This is a genomic window from Acidobacteriota bacterium, assembly GCA_020853395.1.
GTDB lineage: Bacteria > Acidobacteriota > Vicinamibacteria > Vicinamibacterales > SCN-69-37 > JADYYY01.
In genome coordinates, this window is the sequence record JADYYY010000010.1 from 134,479 (window position 1) to 152,974 (window position 18,496).

Sequence of the window (18,496 nt, forward strand, 5' to 3'; positions counted from 1 at the left end):
TCAGGCCGCGCCCTGGCTCCTGACCGGCGCCGGCAGCATCGAGCTCCCCATGAGATGGGCATCGACGGCGTGCGCCACGCTCCGCCCTTCGGCGATCGCCCACACGATGAGCGACTGCCCGCGCTGCATGTCGCCGGCGGCGAACACGCCCGGCACGCTGGTCATCCAGCGCTCGTCGGTCCACACGGTGCCGCGCTCGGTCAGTTGCACGCCGAGTTCGGCCAGCATGCCCTGGTGCTCCGGCCCGAGGAACCCCATCGCGAGCAGCACCAGCTCGGCGGGCATCGTGAACTCGCTGCCTGCGATCGGACGGAACTCCGTGCGCCCGCCCTCCTGGATTCGCGCGACCTTCACGGCGTGCAACGCACGCACCTGGCCGGCGTCGCCGGAGAACCGGTCGGTCGACACGGAGAACAGGCGTTCGCCGCCTTCTTCGTGCGCGGCCGAGATCCGGAACACGTTCGGCCATTCCGGCCACGGGTTGTTCGGCGTCCGCTGCTCGGGCGGGCGCGGCAGCAGCTCGAGCTGCGTGACCGACGCGGCTCCCTGGCGGATCGCCGTGCCGTAGCAGTCGGCGCCGGTGTCCCCGCCGCCGATGATCACGACGTGCTTGCCCTTGGCGGTGATGAGCTCCCCGGCCGGGACGTGGTCTCCCTCACACACGCGGTTCTGCTGCGTGAGGTACTCCATGGCGAAGTGGATGCCGCCAAGCTCCCGCCCGGGCACGTTCAGGTTGCGGGGCCAGGCGGCGCCTCCGGCGAGCACCACGGCGTCGAACTGCGACCGCAGCTCGGCCGCCGGGATCGTGACGCCGACGTGCACGCCCGTCTTGAACCGGACCCCCTCCGCCTCGAGCACGGCGAGCCGGCGCTCGAGCACGCGCTTCTCCATCTTGAACTCGGGGATCCCGTAGCGCAGCAGGCCGCCGATCCGGTCATCGCGTTCGAAGACGGTCACGAGATGGCCCGCCCGGTTCAACTGCTGCGCAGCGGCCAGGCCGGCCGGCCCGGATCCGACCACCGCCACGCGCTTGCCGGTGCGCGCCGCCGGCGGCTCTGGCACGATCCAGCCTTCGTCGAACGCCCGGTCCGCGATCGTCTGCTCGATGGTCTTGATGGTCACCGGCTCGTCGTTGATGCTCAGCACGCACGACGCCTCGCAGGGTGCCGGGCACAGGCGGCCGGTCCACTCCGGGAAGTTGTTCGTCGCGTGCAGCCGGTCGATGGCCTCGCGCCACCGGTTCCGATACGTCAGGTCGTTCCAGTCCGGGATGAGGTTCCCGAGCGGACAGCCCTGATGGCAGAACGGGATGCTGCAGTCCATGCAGCGCGCGCCCTGATTGCGGATGTCCTGTTCCCGAACCGGCAGGTAGATCTCCTGCCAATCGTGCACGCGCTCCGCGACGGGTCGCGCCCTCGGCTTCGACCGGTGGATCTCGAGGAACCCGGTGATCTTACCCACGCGCCACCCCGACGAGCTCCTCGAACGACGCCTCGCGGTCCTCCAGCCGTGCGCGCGCCTCGGCCTGGAGCACGCGCTTGTAGTCGCGCGGCATGATCTTGACGAACTTCGCTCTCGACGTCCGCCAGCCGTTCAGGATGCGCTCGGCCCACGTACTGCCCGTGTACCGGATGTGCCGCGTGATGAGATCGCGCACGAGCGCGACGTCCTCGTCGCCCGCGAGCTTCTCCAGATCGACCATGGTGTGGTTGCAGCGCGCCTTGAACGTGCCCGACGGATCGTACACGTAGGCGATGCCGCCGCTCATGCCGGCGGCGAAATTGCGTCCGGTCCGGCCGAGCACGACCACGCGGCCGCCGGTCATGTACTCACAGCCATGATCGCCGACGCCCTCGACGACGGCGACCGCGCCGCTGTTGCGCACGGCGAACCGCTCGCCGGCGAGGCCCCGGACATAGGCTTCCCCACCCGTCGCGCCGTAGAGCGCGACGTTGCCGATGATCACGTTGTCCTCGGGGACGAACGTCGCGGTCTCCGGCGGATAGACGAGCAGCTTGCCGCCCGACAGGCCCTTGCCGAAGTAGTCGTTCGCCTCACCCTCCAACTGCATCGTCATGCCGCGCGGGACGAACGCACCGAAGCTCTGCCCGGCCGACCCAGTGAAGCGGATGTGAATCGTGTCATCGGGCAGGCCGAGGCCGCCGAACCGGCGCGAGACCTCGGCGCCGAGCATCGTGCCGACCGTCCGATTCACGTTGCAGATCGGGAACCGCAGGTCGACGCGCTTGCGAGCGGTCAGCGCTGGCTGACAGGCCTCGATGAGCTGGTTGTCCAGCGCCGCGTCGAGCCCGTGATCCTGCGTCGTGACGCGACGGCGCGCCGCGGTGGGGGCGACGGGCGGTTCGGTCAGCAGCGGCCCCAGATCGAGCCCGCTCGCCTTCCAGTGCGCCACGGCGCGGCGCACGTCCAGCCGCTCCACCCGCCCGATCATCTCGTCCATCGTCCGGAAGCCCAGCGCCGCCATCAGCTCGCGTACTTCCTCGGCGACGAACCGGAAGTAGTTCTCGACGAACTCCGGCTTGCCGGCGTACTTCGCACGCAGCGTCGGATCCTGCGTGGCGATGCCGACCGGGCAGGTGTTCAGATGGCAGACGCGCATCATGATGCAGCCGGTCACGACGAGCGGTGCGGTGGCGAACCCGAATTCCTCGGCGCCGAGCAGCGCCGCGATGACGACGTCGCGGCCGCTCTTCATCTGGCCGTCCACCTGCACGACGATGCGATCGCGCAGCCCGTTCATCAGGAGCACCTGCTGCGTCTCGGCGAGGCCCAGCTCCCAGGGCGCGCCGGCGTGCTTGATGCTCGTCAACGGCGACGCGCCGGTGCCACCGTCGTGCCCGGAGATGAGCACGACGTCGGCGTGCGCCTTGGCCACGCCGGCCGCGACGGTGCCGACGCCGACTTCGGCGACCAGCTTCACGTGGATCCGCGCCTGGTCGTTCGCGTTCTTCAGATCGTAGATGAGCTGCGCGAGGTCCTCGATCGAGTAGATGTCGTGATGCGGCGGCGGCGAGATGAGCCCGACGCCTGGCGTCGAGTGCCGGACCTTCGCGATCCACGGATAGACCTTGAAGCCGGGCAACTGCCCACCCTCGCCGGGCTTGGCCCCCTGCGCCATCTTGATCTGCAGATCCGAGGCGTTCACGAGGTACTCGCTCGTCACGCCGAAGCGCGCCGACGCCACCTGCTTGACCGCGCTGCGGCGCCAGTCGCCGTTCGGATCGCGCTTGAACCGGGCCGGATCCTCGCCGCCCTCCCCGCTGTTCGACTTGCCGCCGAGGCGGTTCATCGCGATCGCGAGCGTCTCGTGCGCCTCGAGGCTGATGGAACCGTACGACATCGCGCCGGTCGCGAACCGCTTCACGATGGACTCGACCGGCTCGACCTCGTCGATCGGCACCGGCGTCTCGGCCGGATTCAGCTCGAACAACCCCCGAAGCGTGCCGAGCTGACGGCTCTGGTCGTTCACGAGCTGCGAGTACTCGCGATAGACGGCGTACTGCCCGGTGCGCGTCGCGTGCTGCAGCTTGAAGACGGTCGCCGGATTGAACAGATGGAACTCCCCGTCCCGGCGCCATTGGTAGTCGCCGCCGGCGTCGAGCTCCGGCGTGCCGGCAGGCTGCGGCTCGTATGCGCGCGCGTGCCGGCGGCGCACCTCCTCCGCGACGACGTCGATGCCGATGCCGCCAATGCGCGACGAGGTCGCGGTGAAGTACCGGTCCACGAGCGCCGTGTCGAGCCCGACGGCTTCGAAGATCTGGGCGCCGCAGTAGCTCTGCAGCACCGAGATCCCCATCTTGGACATCACCTTCAGCACGCCCAGGTTCAGCGCCTTGATGTAGCCGGTCACGGCCTGCGTGTGCGTCAACCCTTCGATCTTCCCCTGCCGGATCAGATCGTCGAGCGTCTCGAACGCGACGTAGGGATTCACGGCGCCGGCGCCGTAACCGAGCAGCAGGGCGACGTGGTGCACCTCGCGCGCGTCGCCCGACTCGGTGACGAGCGCGCACCGCGTCCGCAGGCCCGTCCGCACGAGATGATGGTGCACGCCGGCCGTCGCCAGCAGGCTCGGGATCGGCGCCTGGCGGCCGTTCACGCCGCGGTCGGAGAGAATCACGATGCTCACGCCTTCGCGTACGGCCTCGGCCGCGCGCTCGCACAGCTCCGTCATGGCGCGCTCGAGCCCCGGGCCGTCCTGGCCGGGGTCGAACAACATCGGCAGCGTGATCGATCGGAAGCCGCGCACGCTGATGTGCCGCAGCTTCGCGAGCTGGTCGTTGTCGATGATCGGATAGGTGATCTTGATCTGCCGGCACGACTCCGGCGTCGGATCGAGCAGGTTCCGCTCGGGCCCGATCGTCGACTCCATGGACGTGACCAGCTTCTCGCGAATCGCGTCGAGCGGCGGATTCGTCACCTGCGCGAAGAGCTGCGTGAAGTAGTCGTAGAGCAAGCGCGGCCGCTCCGACAGGACGGCGAGCGCCGCATCGTTGCCCATCGAACCGATCGGCTCCTCGCCGGCCCGCACCATGGGCGCGAGGATGAGCTTCAGATCCTCCTCGGTGTATCCGAAGAGCTGCTGCCGGCGGCGAATGGTGGTGGGCTCGGGCAGCGGCAGCTCGGGCGCGTCGGGCAGGTCCTCGATCGCGACCAGGTGCTCGCGCAGCCACTCGCCGTACGGATGTTGCCGGGCGAGCTGCTCCTTCACCTCCTCGTCGTCCACGATCCGGCCCTGCGCCGTGTCGACGAGGAACACGCGGCCGGGATGCAGCCGCTCCTTGACGAGCACGTTCTCGGGCGCGACGTCGAGCACGCCGGCCTCGGAAGCCATGATGACGAGATCGTCCTTGGTGACCGTGTAGCGCGACGGGCGGAGGCCGTTGCGATCCAGCACGGCGCCGATCACCGTGCCATCGGTGAACGCGATCGAGGCCGGGCCGTCCCATGGCTCCATCAGCGACGCGTGGAACTCGTAGAACGCCCGCCGCTCGGGCGACATGCCTTCGTGCCCGCTCCAGGGCTCGGGGATCATCATCAGCACGGCGTGCGGCAGCGACCGGCCCGCCATGACGAGCAGCTCGAGCACGTTGTCGAAGATCGCCGTGTCGCTTCCGCCCTCGCGGATGATCGGCAGGATCTTCCGCAGGTCGTCGCCGAACGGATCCGACGCGAGCAGGGCTTCGCGGGCCTTCATCCAGTTGATGTTGCCGCGCAGCGTGTTGATCTCGCCGTTGTGCGCGACGAAGCGGTACGGATGCGCCAGCGGCCAGGACGGGAACGTGTTCGTGCTGAACCGCTGGTGCACGAGCGCCAGCGCCGACTCCATGTCCTCGTCCGTCAAGTCCGGGAACATCGTCGCAATCTGGTCGGCGATGAGCATCCCCTTGTAGATCAGCGTGCGCGAGGACAGGCTCACGACGTAGAACATGCGGCGGTCGGCGAGATCCAGCGCGTCGACCGCGTGTTCCACGCGCTTGCGGATGACGTACAGCTTGCGCTCGAACGCGAGGTCGCCGCCGGCCGACGCGCCCGGGGGCGGCAGGCCGGGGCCGCGGCCGATGAAGATCTGACGGAAGACGGGCTCGACCGCGACGGCGCTCGGCCCGAGGAGATGGTCGTCGCTCGGCACGTCCCGCCAGCCCAGCCACTGCTGGCCTTCTTCGGCGACGATCTGCTCGCAGATCGCCTCCACGCGCGCGCGCGCCGCGTCGTCACGCGGAAGAAAGACGAGCCCCGCGCCGTATCCGCGTTCGGCCGGCAGCGTGATGCCGATGGAGGCGCACGCCTTGCGCAGGAAACGATCCGGCATCTGGAGAAGGATGCCGGCGCCGTCGCCGGTATTGACCTCGCAGCCGCACGCGCCGCGGTGCAACAGGTTGATCAGCAACTGCAGCGCGTTCTCGACGATCGCGTGCGAGCGCTGGCCTTTGATGTGCACGACGAACCCGACGCCGCACGCGTCGCGTTCGAACGCGGGATCGTAGAGCCCCTGCGGAGATGGGAGTCCGTCGTACTGCACAAGCTGTTATCGCCCAGCGGTGCCAGCAAACGTAAGCGGAATTTTCTAATCGGGGGCATGCGTACGGCGTATATCGGGACCGGAGCCGGGTTCCGAGCCCCCCTACTGTCGTTCCACCCTTCGGAATCCCTACTCCCCAGGATCCAGCTTCAACCGAGGCTTGACCTCCTCGAGGATCCGCTTCATCTCCTGAACCGCGCGGGGCAACCTGGTAGAGCGCGCGTAGACCCAGCCCGTGTCTCGCAGCAGCTTGTGCCCGGCAATCCGGGCGCAGTGGAGCTGCCCGGCACCGACCTCCCGGGCCACCGCCTGGTACGGCACGATCGAGATCCCCATCCGGATGCGGACGAGCGCCTTGATGATCTCGACGTTCTCGGTCTCGGTCACGACCTTGGGGGCGATCTGCTCCTTGGCGAAGAACTCCTCGATCGTGCGCCGGCTGTTCGAACCGGCTTCGAACAGCACGAACGGTTGGCGCGTGAGATCCTCCGGCGCCACGATCTTCTTGCGCGCCAGCGGGTGCTGCGGCGCCGTGACGACCAGCAGTTCTTCCCGGATGACGGGTTCGGCGACGAGACTCTGGTCGTCGACCGGCAGCGTGACGAGGCCCAGATCCGCCGCGCCGGTTCTGAGCGCGCGGACGACGCGCGGCGTCGGGCCTGGCGTCAGCTTGACCTCGACGCCGGGATGCGCGCGACGGAACTCCTTGATGAGCGTCGGAAACACGTAGAGACAGACGGTCATCCCGCCCGCCAGGCGCAGCGTCCCGCCGAGCGTCTTCCGGCTCTCGAGAATCGTGGACTTCGCTTCGGCGATCTCGTCGAATACCCGCCGGCTGAGCGCGAGCAGCGTCGAGCCGGCCGGCGTGATCCGGATCTTGCCGCTGACCCGCAGGAAGAGCTGCTCCTCGAGCTCCTCCTCGAGCAGGAGGATCTGCCGGCTCACGGCCGACTGCGACAGGTGCAACTGATGGCCGGCCGCCGTGAACGACCCGGTCTCCGCCACGGCACGCAGAATCTCGAGCTGTCTCAAGTCCACGGGGAAATTCTATGCGGGTCTCGGCTCGGCTCCGCCTTCGAGTTCGGCGTCACACCGCGGCGCCCCAACGCCGACTGACCGAATCCGCAGTCACCCAATCGATGCCGGGCCCGCTACTATGAACCGACGCATGGACACGATCCGCTGGGGCATCATCGGGTGCGGCCGCGTATGTGAAGTGAAGAGCGGGCCGGCGCTGCAGAAGGCGAACGGGTCCGCGCTCGTGGCCGTCACGCGCCGAGACCGCGCGAAGGCCGAGGACTTCGCCGCCCGTCACGGCGTCCGGACCGTGCATGCCGACGCCGAGTCGCTCATCGCCGATCCCGACGTCGACGCCGTCTATGTCGCGACGCCCCCCTCGAGCCACTTGTCGCTCGCGCTCGGCGCGGCGGCGCGAGGCAAGCCCTGCCTGGTCGAGAAGCCGATGGCGCTCACCCACGCGGATTGCGTCCAGATGGTCGAGGCGTTTCGTGCGGCGCGCGTCCCGCTCTGGGTCGCCTATTACCGGCGCGCACTACCGCGTTTCAGGCTCGTGCGCCAATTGCTGGCCGACAACACCATCGGCCAGTTGACGTCGGTCCAGATCAGGCTGAACCGGCCGCTCGCCGACGACGACACGGTCGGCGACTGGCGGCTCGATCCGCAGGTGGCCGGCGCCGGGCTGTTCTTCGATCTTGGGTCGCACGCCATCGACTTGATCGACTTCCTCGCGGGCCCGGTGACCAGCGCGGCCGGCCTGGCCGTCAACACGGCTCGCCTCTATCCGCCCGAGGACGTAACCGGCGGCGTCTTCCAGTGCGAGGACCGCGCGATTGCGGTCGGACTCTGGAACTTCAACGCGGCGGCGCGTGCCGATCACTTGCTGCTCATCGGCACGGGCGGTGAGATCTCCACCGCCGTCTTCGACGACGTGGACGTCGTCGTCACGACTGGCGCGGGAACGACGACGCACGCGGTGCGGAATCCGCCGCACGTCCATCAGCCGCTCGTCCAGTGCATCGTCGACGAGCTGCGCGGCGACGGCGTCGCCGAGTCGACCGGCGAGAGCGCCGCGCGCACCTCGTGGGCGATGGAACAGTGCGTGGCCGCGTACTACGGACGGCGCGCGCGTTGATCGGCGCCGGCGGACCGCGGCCGCTCGACCAGACGTTCGACGAAGAACGGCCTCACCGATTCAGGAATCAGATTCCGTCTATCGGAGTCTCGGCATCCAGGAAGAGCCAGCAGATCGCCCCGGCGAGGTAAATCGATGCCGAGACCAGAAACGTGGCGGTCCAGTTGTCGCCCGTCCAGGTGAGCAGATACCCGACGAACGTCACCGAGAACGCGCCAGCGATGCTGCCCATCGTGTTCATGGCGCCCGAGACGGTGCCGGCATACCGGCCGCCCACGTCCATGGTGCCCGCCCACGCCGGCGGCATGATCAGGTCGTTGAAGAAGCCCGCGAGGCCCAACACGAACATCGCTCGAACCGGCTCGGCGATCGCGGTGAAGGTGAAGATCGACGCAGATGCGCCCACGAACCCGACGATGGCGACGATGCGGCGGGCCAGCATGACGCTGCCGACGCGACGCGCGAGCCGGGGCAGGACGGCGGCCGAGACGAGACAGCCGATGCCGCCGAAGAGCAGGGGCAGGCCGGCGAGCACGGCACCGAGCTGAAAGCTCGTGCCCCGCGCCTCGCGAAGATACGTCGGCAGCCAGTTGACGTAGAACCACCAGCCGTACGCCACGCACATGTACTGAATCGAGAGCAGCCAGACGGCGCGATGCGAGAAGAGCTGCCTCCATGGCACACCGCGGTGGGCGACGCGCCGTTCCGACGCAGACGGCAACAGCGCCAGCTCGGCGCGATTGACCGAGGGATGCTCGCTCGGATCGTCGCGGAACCACCGGTAGAACACCACGGCCCAGACGACGCCGAGCACGCCGAAGATCTCGAACGCTCGCCGCCAGGACACGGTGACGATCAGCCAGAGCACGAGGGTCGGCGTCAGCGCCGCGCTCAGCCGGGTCGCGAGCCACACGAACGCCTGTGCTCGTTCGCGTTCGCCCTTTGGCAGCCACCCCGTGAGGGTGCGCGTGATGCTGGGGAAGGCGCCGGCCTCGCCGGCGCCGAAGAGACCGCGCACCAGAATCAGCGACGTTGCGCCCGCGGCCCATCCGGTGGCCGCCGTGAACGTCGACCACCAGAGCACGATCCTCATGAGGACCTTGCGCGGGCCGATCCGATCCGCGAGCCAGCCTCCAGGGATCTCGAATGCCGCATAGGCGTAGCCGAAGATCGCCAGCGCCCAGCCCAGCTCGACGCGCGACAGCCCGAGGTCCTGAGAGATGAACGGCGCCGCCTGCGAGATCGCCACGCGGTCGATGTACGTGATGAGCGCGAGCACCACGCAGAACGCCACCGTGACGTGGCGCGCCCGCGACGGGCGTGATGACGGGAGCGCAGGCGATGCGGCTCGTGCGTGCCGTTCGGTCGCAAGCTCCGTCACAGGTCACTCCTCGGGTCAGGCTTGTGGTCAGGCTCACGGCTTACGGGGCGAGCTCGACTGCTCCTTGCATCCATTGCTCCACCATACGCGCGGAGCGGTAGCCTCGAGTCTCAACTGACGACGCGCTGCTGCTGCTCTCCGAGGCCGGCGACGCCGAGCCGCATCACGTCTCCGGCACGGAGGAAACGCTGCGGCTTCTGTCCCATCCCGACGCCCGGCGGCGTGCCGGTCGCGATGACGTCACCCGGTTGCAGGCTCATGAACCGGCTGATGAAGCTGACGATCGTGGGGACGCCGAAGATCATCGTCTTCGTCGAGCCATGCTGAACACGCTCGCCGTTCACCTCGAGCCACAGAGCGAGGTCATTCCAGTTTCCGACCTCGTCGGTGGTCACGAGCCACGGGCCGATCGGTCCGAACGTGTCGGCGCTCTTCCCCTTCAGCCACTGTCCCGTCCCTTCGAGCTGAAACGCCCGCTCGGACACGTCGTTGACGACGCAGAACCCGGCGACGTGCGCGATCGCCTCGTCCTCCGAGACGTACTTGGTGTGCGACCCGATCACGATGCCGAGCTCGACTTCCCAATCCGTCTTCTCGGATCCACGAGGCAACACCACGTCGTCGTATGGGCCGTTGATGCACGAGACGGCCTTCGTGAACAGGATCGGTTCCCGCGGCACCGCGGCGCCAGACTCCTTCGCGTGATCGGCGTAGTTCAGCCCGACGCCGATGAACTTGCCGACGGCGCCCACGCACGGGCCGATCCTCGGCGAGCCCGACACGAGCGGCAGCGATTCGGAATCAATGGCCTCGAGACGTTTCAGCGACGCCGGTGTCAGCACTTCCCCGGCGATGTCAGGGACCTCGTGCGACAGATCCCGGATACGCCCGTGCGCATCGAGCATTCCCGGCTTCTCTTGTCCACGGGGACCATACCGCAACAGCTTCATTCGGGCTCCTTCGATGTCGGATTACGGCTCACGGCCTACGACGTACGGCTTCCGGCTGCCAGATGTCATCTGGCCGTCCAGCCTCCGTCCACGAACAGCGCGCTGCCGGTGACGAACGACGACGCGTCGGAGGCGAGAAACACGATGGCGCCGCCGAGCTCGTAGGGTTCTCCCCAGCGTCCCATCGGAATCTGCGCGATGAATTCCTGGTACTTCACGGGATCGTCGAGCAGCGTGCGGTTCAGCTCCGTGCCGAACGGGCCGGGACAGAGCGAGTTGACGGTGACGCCCGTGCCGGCCCATTCGAGCGCGAGCGTGCGCGTCAGGTTCATGATGCCGGCCTTCGACGACGCGTATGGCGTCCGGCCCGCCATGCCGACGGCGCCGAGGATGGATCCCATGTTGATGATCCGCCCCCATCCGCGCGCCACCATGCCGGGGCCGAACGCGCGAGCGCAGAGAAACGGCCCCTTCAAGTTCGTGTCGATCACGGCGTCCCAGTCCGCCTCGGTCAACTGCTGGATCGGCCCGCGGATGTTGATGCCGGCGTTGTTCACGAGCACGTCGACGTGCCCGACGGTGTCCTCGAGATCTTTCGCAAGCCGCTCGACGTCCTCCAATCGCGTCACGTCGACCTGGAACGCGCTGACGCGCCGACCCGTCGCGGCGGCAATCTGACGGCCGGCGGCGTCGCAGCGTGCGCGATCGCGGCCGGCGAGCGCAACGTCGGCGCCGGCCTCCGCGAGCGCCATGGCCATCGACGTCCCGAGGCCGCGAGCGCCACCGGTGACGAGCGCGAGCCTTCCGTCGAGCCGAAAACCGTCGAGCACCTGGCGATGTGTGGTCATGCGTGCGGAAACAACGAAATGGCCGAGAGTCCGATGCTATGGCGTGGCGCCACGCGCCGGCGCACCAGCCCGGCCGCCACGCCCCGCGGCACCGCCTCCGCGCGCCGGCGGCGTGCGCACGGTCAGCAGCGAATCGACGGGCGCCTTGGCCGCCCAGGCGATGCCGCGCAGGATCATCGGCTGCACGCGAGCATCGGCGAAATTCGCGTAGGCGTGGCCCTGCATCCAGACGAACGCACGGGAGGGCTGGCCGCCGAACATCGTGCGCTCGTACGTCCAGACCTGCGGCACGACTTCGCCGGACGATGGCATCGGCGCGGTCGCCAGCACGTGGATCTTCGGCGACTCCGACCATGTCATCTTGAAGAACGCCTCGTCGTCGATCTCGAAGTCCGACAGCCCCTGCATGATGGGGTGCGCCTTGTCCGTAATCGTGTACTTGATCTTGCCGGCCGAGAAGTTCACTTCGCCGTGCTTCTTGGCGCCACCCACGACGGACGAGTAGAACGCGGGATCGTCGCCGCAGAGCGTGTCGTGAAAACTGACGAGCCCGCCGCCGCGCTTGATGAACGACTCGAGCACCGCCTTCTCGTCGGCCGTCATGTAGCCGGAATCACCTTTGTACATCACGATGACGTCGACGCTCGCGAGCTCCTGCGCCGTGGGAAAGTGAAGTCCGCCATCGACGACGGCGCCCCGAGCCGTGAGCACGTTGCTCCAGTCCGCGAGAAACTGCGGGTAGTCGTGGAGCCCAGGGCCGTGCGTCTTCAGACCGCCGCGAATGTACACGCGGATGGGTCTTCCCTCCATCGCCGGCGCGGCGCCGGACGGCACAGGCGGCTGCTGCGCCGCCATTGGCGTGAGCGCCGCAACGGCGAGTGCTGTCAGGCAGAACAGATGGACCTTCATAGCGGCTCCTCCAGTGTCACTGCTGCGCACCGCGGCCGGCGCCGCCTCGGCCGCCACGGCCGGCCGGAGGCTGCAGCTCCACATCGGTCCACGGCTTCGTGCGTCCTCGCGTGAGCCCGCGTACCTCGGCGACGTCGAGCGGGTTGATCGGCGACGCGGCGTGTCCCCAGGCTCGCCGCACGTACGTCAGCACCGCGGCCACGTCCTCGTCCCTCATGGTCGCGCCGGCGGGCGGCATGAGACCGAGGCTGCCCTCTTTGCCGCTCAGCATGATACGAGACAGCGCCGTGCCGTCGGGCGCCGTCACGAACGGCGATCCGACGAGATTCGCGCCGAGCCGGTCTCGACCGCGCCCATCGTCGTTGTGGCACCCGGCGCAAACGTTCCGGTAGATCTCCGCACCCGCAGCGTAGCGCTTCTGCTGTTCGACTGTGAGCGGCGTCGCCGGCACGACCGGCGCCGGCCGTCCAGGCCAGTCGAGTCTGGCGACGACGGCGGCGGCCGCACCGGCCAAGGGCCCGTTGCCGCGCGCAAGCACGGTCAACGATGCCGGCTCGGCTGGCAGCGACACGCCCCGACCTGGCGCGAGGGTGACGCGACCGCCTGGCGCGCTGATACCGGGCAGTCCGCTGCCACTTCGTCCGCGGCCACCGCCTGCGGCCGGAAGCGCGGCATCCAGCCCTTGGAGCAGCGCCCGCCGCCTCCAGAGAGGTTGGTGCTCGTCCGCAACTGCGGCGACCAGCCGCTGCACGTCAGCCGCGACGCCAGACTTCGTGATCGCCGCGGCCAGCATCGCGACGGCATCAGACGACACCGGCCGCGCACGATCCGTCGTCAACTGATCGAGGACGCGCGATTCCAACCCGTGCAGGCCGCTGAGGACGGCATCGACGACGACCGGATCGTCGCCGAGCCGAAGCAACAGCAGGCGCGCAGGATCGATCCGCGCCTCCTCCGGAAGCTCACCCATGGAGGCGGCGAGCTGACGCCGCACGCTCCAACTGCGGTCGTCCAAACGGCTCAGCACCGCGGTGCTCAGTGCATGGCCCGGCACTCGCAGCCAGCGCTCGGCGATCTTCACCGCGCCGGCCCGCACGTCGGCGGAGTTGTCCTCCAACGCTTGCCCGACGAGCTCCGGACGGATTGCCTCGAGTCCCGCCAAAGTCCACAACGCGTGCAGGCGGGTGCGCCAGTCTGGCGCCGTGGTGACGAGGCGCTCGAGCGCCAACGCGATCGAGCGATCGCCGCGCTGGACGAGCAACTGCTGCGCGGTATCGCGCCACCAGCCGTTCGGATGTGCAAGCGTCTGCACGAGCTGTCCCGCCGTGAACCGGCTGAGCTTGGGGGCAGGACCGCGCCGGCCGGCGTCGTTCCCGTGGACCACGCGCCAGATCCGGCCCTTTGCGACGGGCATCAAGAGATCGTGGGCCTTGATGTAGTCGGTCAGATACTCGGACCAGAGTCCGCCGGCCTGCACGACGCCGCGATACATGTCGACGACGTACATCGTGCCGTCGGGAGCCGACGCCAGGCTCACCGGACGGAATCGCTCGTCGGACGACGCGAGGAACTCGCCGCGCGCGTAGCCGTTCACGGCGGTCAGCCGTCCGGAGCCGTCGTCGACGATGCGCAGTCGATGCACGAGATTGGTCGGCGAATCGGTGATGAACGCGTTGCCCCAGAGATCCTTCGGATAGCGGTCGCCACGATAGATGGTCGGCGTCCCGGCCCCCTGGATGACGATCGACGATCCGTCGGCGCGGAAGAACGGCCCCGGGTGCCGATAGCCGCGATTGACGCCGACGGTCGGACGTACGGGATAGACGATCGCGGCGGACTGCTCGATCAGCAGCTCGAACAACCCTCGCGTGCGGACGAGATTCGGGTTCCGCAGGAAATAGCGCGACGGCGTGTAATCCACGTACAGCGGCGAGTCGTTGACGTTGCGGTACACGCGCCCGGCGTCGTCCTGCGAAATCAGCCACTGGCCGCGGCTGAGCGCAGGCACCGGCTCGAACTTGCCGCCGGCGTAGCGAAGGTCGAAGGTGTGCTCGGACGAGTAGAGGACGTTGTCCATCGCCCAGAGCACGCTGTTCGCGTTGTGCTCGATGTTGCCGCTGGCGTTGCCGTACGTGCTGGTGACGAGCGTCTTCGCGTCGGCTTTCAGATCGCCGTCGACGTCCGTGAACAGCCACAGGTTCGGCGGCTCGCCGACGAGCACGCCTCGCTCGAGCACCTTCAGGGCGCGCGGCATCACCAGCTCGTCGGCAAACACCGTCCGCTTGTCCATCCGGCCGTCGTCATCGGTGTCCTCGAGCACGACGACGCGGTTGATCGGCTCACGCGAGTCGCGGCCGGACAGGTCGGGCAGGAACGCCGGCATCTCGATCGCCCAGAGGCGGCCGTCGGCGTCGAAGTCGATGATGATCGGAGACTCGATCAAGGGCTCCGCTGCGACCAGCTCGACGCGAAACCCCGGCGGTACGGAGAACGTCTGCCGCTCTTCTTCTGGTGAGAGCGCCGGCGAATGTGCGCGCTGTGCCGGTCGCGGCGGCGGCCACATGTTGCCTGGCACGGCCGCGGACTGCTGCGCGGTCGGCGCTTCGTTCCCAGCGGCAACCAGCAACATCGCGCAAACGAAGGACACGGCGAACGCGAGACCAGGACGTGAACGGGGGCCGGCCTTCATCGCTGAGGAACGAGCCGTATGACGAGACCAGGCGTGGAAGCCGACAGAGGGAGACCCGTGCCGGCACCCGTGGGCTGTTGGAGCGCGATGTAGAAATACCCGTCAGGTCCCTGAACGACATCCCGAACACGGCCGAACTGGTTGAAGATCACTTCCTGGCTGACGACCGTTCGGTTCTTAATCTCGAGCCGGCGAAGCTGTTGGCCGGCGAGAGCGGCCACGAACAGGCTGGTGTTCGTCCAGGACGGATAGGTGGCACCGGTGTAGAACGAGATACCCGCGGGGCCGATCGTCGGCGTGTAGTACGCGATCGGATCCTCCATGCCGGGCTCCGAGCTCTTCGTGATTCCCGGTTGAGTGCCCTTCGTCGCCACGCCCCATCCGTAGTTGCGTCCCGGCTCGATGACGTTGATCTCGTCGCCGCCAGTCGGCCCATGCTCGGAAGACCAGAGCAAGCCCGACACCGGATCCCACGCGAGACCCTCCGGATTTCGGTGCCCGTAGCTCCAGATACTCGGCAACGCACCAGCACGAGCGACAAACGGGTTGTCCGCCGGAATGCCACCGACATCGGTCACGCGATGGATCTTTCCCGTGGGCTTCGACAAGTCCTGGGCGTCGGCGAGCACGCCGCGCTCACCGAGCGAGAAGAACAGGCGGCCTTGCTGGTCGAACAGCATCCGGCACCCGAAGTGCGACCCGCTCGGCGTGTACAGTTCGAGCGGCGCGCGATAGATGACCTCCTGATCCATCCAGCGCAGCTCCGGCGAGATGCGGCCACGCACGATCACCGTCATCGACGGAATCACGGGACCACGACCACCCCGCCCCGGCGCCGGCGTCTCTGGCGCTGCACCTGGTGGCGGCGGCACGAAGCCGGGACGGACTTCCGAGTACGCCAGATAGATCCATCCGTTCGCACGGTAGAGCGGGTGAACCTCGACGTCGAACAACCCGCCATCCTGCTGTACGTGCACCGAAGGTGTGCCGGCGACCGGCGCCGAGAGGGTGCCGTTGGAGAGGATGCGCAACCGGCCCGGGCGCTCCGTGACGAGCAGCCGGCCATCGGGCAGGAACGCGAGCGCCCATGGCGTTTCGAGATCGCGCGCGACGACCTCGACTTTCAATTGCTCGCGGCCGGCCCTCACGAGCTGCCCGCTCGGGTCGGCCATGAACGCCGGCTTCGGCGCGAGCGCACCAGCTTGCGTCCGGATGTACTGGACGATCTGCCAGCGCTCGGCCTCGTTCAAGTTCTGCGCGAACGACGCCATCTCGGTGCCCGGCTTCCCGTTCTCGAGCGCGGCGAGCATCTGCTCGTCTGTGACGGCGGCGAGCCATTTCTCGGTGAACAGACTGGGAGCGCGTCCTCCCGCGAGATCGACGCCGTGGCAGCCCGCGCAATACGTGGCGTAGAGCGACGCGCCTGGAACGCCTCGCCCACCCTGCGCGGCAGCGGCTGCCACCTGCGCGCCCGGTGGTGGCGCTCCCGCATCGGGAGCAGCCGCTCCGATCGCGAGCACACTCCCCAACACCGATATCGCGCCCGCCATCAGCAGGACGGGTCTCATGTGTGCCGGAGATGCTAACTCAGTTCACCGCAGGCCGCGACAACGACGGCACCCGGAGGATCTGTTCGAGGAGCCGGGCTGCTTCGTGGAGGGATCCGACGACGTGTGCGGCGAGCGCGCTGGTTTCGGGCGCCGGCTCCGCGCTGTCCGGGACCAGCACGGGCACCATTCCGGCCGCAGCAGCCGCCGCGATCCCCGGACCGGAGTCCTCCAGCACGACGCAGTGTCCGGGCTCCACGCCGAGCCGCACGGCAGCGTGCAGGAAGATGTCTGGTGCCGGCTTGCCGCAGGCGATCTCGTCGCCGCAGACGACCACGTCGAAGGCACCACGGATTCCGGCGCGGGCCAGCTTGTACTCGGCCAGTGCCCTGGCGGTGGATGTCGCGACCGCCCGCGGCACGTCGTGCAGACGAAGCCAGGCGAGAAGATCGTCGAGACCGGCCTTCTTCGGGACGCCTTCGGTCTCGAGCGCCTGCCGGTATCGCGACTGGGCGTGGGCAAGGAGCGCAGCCACGCCGTCGTTGAAGTGCTCTTCGAGCAGAACCCGCGTGGCGGCTTCCGGCCGTCCGACGAGGCGGGCGGCAATCTCGTCCGTCCAGACGAGTCCGAGATCCTGCGCGGCCTCGCGCCACACCCGGCGCGAGATGGCCTCGGTATCGAGCATGAGGCCGTCCATGTCCAGAATGACTGCTTCGGGCATCGAGAGTCTGGTTGATTATAGGGGTCGCCACCGACTGTGAGGAGGACTCGATGAACCCGATCGTCACCACCGTGCTGGCCGCCGCGCTCGTCTTCGGCGGCAGCCTCCAGGCGCAGCGCCGCGAGGCGCCGCTCGAGATCTACGTCGCCGATACGGAAGGCGGCAAGTCGGCGCTGTTCGTCACGCCCTCCGGCGAGACGGTGCTCATCGACAGCGGCAATCCCGGCCCGCGCGACGGCAGCCGCATCCTCGCCATGCTGCAGGAGGCTGGCGTCCGCCAAATCGATCACCTGATCTCGACCCACTACCACGTCGACCATGTGGGCGGCCTGGCGGATCTCGCGGCCAAGATCCCCGTGAAGCACTACGTCGACCACGGTCCGAACGTCGAGCCGCGGGAACAGGTCGCGAACTTCTCGCAGACCTACGCGGCGCTCTCCGGCGCCGCCAGGCGCACGGTCGTGAAGCCAGGCGACCGGCTGCCGGTCGCGGATCTCGACTGGCGGATCGTGACGGCCGCCGGGCGCGCCATCACGGCGCCGCTCGCCGGCGGCGGCCAGGCCAACCCGGCGTGCGCGGACTTCGTGAAGAAGAACGCCACGCCCGACGAGAACGATCAGTCCGTGGGCAGCGTCGTGGCGTTCGGCCAGTTCAGAGCGTTGGATCTCGGCGACCTCGTGTGGGATCGCGAGCACGACCTCGTTTGTCCGCGCAACCTCATCGGCCCGGTGGACCTCTACATGGTCACGCACCACGGCCTCGACATCTCCGGTGCGCCGGCCCTCGTCCACGCCGTGCGGCCGCGCGTGGCCGTCATGCAGAATGGCACGCGCAAGGGCGGCGCCGTCGCGACCTTCCAGACGCTGCGGTCCAGCCCGGGCTTCGAGGACATCTGGCAGCTCCACTGGTCGTACCACGCGCTCATCGAGCACAACGCCCCCGGCGTGTTCATCGCGAACGTGGACGACGCGCGGGTGATCGGCGGCGTGATCGCGCCGCCGGCCGACGCGCCGGCCTCCGGCGCGGGCCGCGCGACGGCGGCCGCCTCGGCACACGTGCCCGCGCACGCCATCAGGATCTCCGCATACCGTGACGGCACGTTCACGGTGACGAACACGAGGAACGGCTTCAGCAAGACGTACGGCCGCCGCTGAGCGCCCGGCCGGCGGCGCGCGAAAAGACAACGGGCCGGGTGACACACCCGGCCCGTTTCGGTATCGACGATCTCCTCCCGCGCCGCCATCGAAGCGGCGGCGCAG

General features: G+C 68.6%; 12 protein-coding genes. 2 read left to right on the forward strand and 10 right to left on the reverse strand.

Going from position 1 to position 18,496, the window contains the following annotated elements; all coding sequences use genetic code 11:
• From IT184_09275 to IT184_09285, 3 genes are all read right to left on the reverse strand, one after another.
• Positions 1–1,461, reverse strand: a complete 1,461-nt coding sequence (locus IT184_09275) for a glutamate synthase subunit beta (protein MCC7008993.1) — start codon at positions 1,459–1,461, stop codon at positions 1–3.
• Positions 1,454–6,040: a glutamate synthase large subunit gene (gene gltB, locus IT184_09280; protein ID MCC7008994.1), complete on the reverse strand. Its 4,587-nt coding sequence runs from the start codon at positions 6,038–6,040 to the stop codon at positions 1,454–1,456. Before gltB ends, IT184_09275 begins: the two co-directional genes overlap by 8 nt.
• Positions 6,041–6,169: 129 nt before the next feature.
• Positions 6,170–7,078 carry a LysR family transcriptional regulator gene (locus tag IT184_09285; GenBank protein MCC7008995.1) on the reverse strand — a complete coding sequence of 303 codons (909 nt, stop codon included), beginning with the start codon at positions 7,076–7,078 and terminating at the stop codon, positions 6,170–6,172.
• A 130-nt stretch (positions 7,079–7,208) separates the two neighbouring features.
• Between IT184_09285 and IT184_09290 the strand changes: the two genes are divergently transcribed.
• Positions 7,209–8,192 carry a Gfo/Idh/MocA family oxidoreductase gene (locus IT184_09290; GenBank protein MCC7008996.1) on the forward strand — a complete coding sequence of 328 codons (984 nt, stop codon included), beginning with the start codon at positions 7,209–7,211 and terminating at the stop codon, positions 8,190–8,192.
• A 67-nt stretch (positions 8,193–8,259) separates the two neighbouring features.
• Here IT184_09290 and IT184_09295 read toward each other — a convergent pair whose 3' ends face one another.
• From IT184_09295 to IT184_09325, 7 genes are all read right to left on the reverse strand, one after another.
• Entirely contained in the window at positions 8,260–9,573 is a 1,314-nt protein-coding gene (locus IT184_09295; protein MCC7008997.1) for an MFS transporter, read from the reverse strand.
• 110 nt (positions 9,574–9,683) lie between these two features.
• On the reverse strand, positions 9,684–10,523 hold the full coding sequence (locus IT184_09300; protein MCC7008998.1) for a fumarylacetoacetate hydrolase family protein: 840 nt from the start codon (positions 10,521–10,523) through the stop codon (positions 9,684–9,686).
• 65 nt (positions 10,524–10,588) lie between these two features.
• Positions 10,589–11,371, reverse strand: a complete 783-nt coding sequence (locus IT184_09305; protein MCC7008999.1) for an SDR family oxidoreductase — start codon at positions 11,369–11,371, stop codon at positions 10,589–10,591.
• Between the two features lie 36 nt (positions 11,372–11,407).
• Positions 11,408–12,364, reverse strand: a complete 957-nt coding sequence (locus IT184_09310) for a ThuA domain-containing protein (GenBank protein MCC7009000.1) — start codon at positions 12,362–12,364, stop codon at positions 11,408–11,410.
• Entirely contained in the window at positions 12,297–14,723 is a 2,427-nt protein-coding gene (locus IT184_09315) for a c-type cytochrome (GenBank protein ID MCC7009001.1), read from the reverse strand. The genes IT184_09310 and IT184_09315 overlap by 68 nt, the downstream gene beginning before the upstream one ends.
• Before the next feature lie 242 nt (positions 14,724–14,965).
• On the reverse strand, positions 14,966–16,537 hold the full coding sequence (locus IT184_09320; protein ID MCC7009002.1) for a PQQ-dependent sugar dehydrogenase: 1,572 nt from the start codon (positions 16,535–16,537) through the stop codon (positions 14,966–14,968).
• Positions 16,538–16,556: 19 nt separating this feature from the next.
• The gene (locus IT184_09325; protein ID MCC7009003.1) at positions 16,557–17,237 is read right to left on the reverse strand and encodes an HAD family phosphatase; all 681 of its coding nucleotides are present in this window, start codon (positions 17,235–17,237) and stop codon (positions 16,557–16,559) included.
• Between the two features lie 50 nt (positions 17,238–17,287).
• Between IT184_09325 and IT184_09330 the strand changes: the two genes are divergently transcribed.
• Complete coding sequence (locus tag IT184_09330) at positions 17,288–18,391, forward strand: MBL fold metallo-hydrolase (GenBank protein MCC7009004.1); 1,104 nt, start codon at positions 17,288–17,290, stop codon at positions 18,389–18,391.
• Positions 18,392–18,496 lie beyond the last annotated feature (105 nt).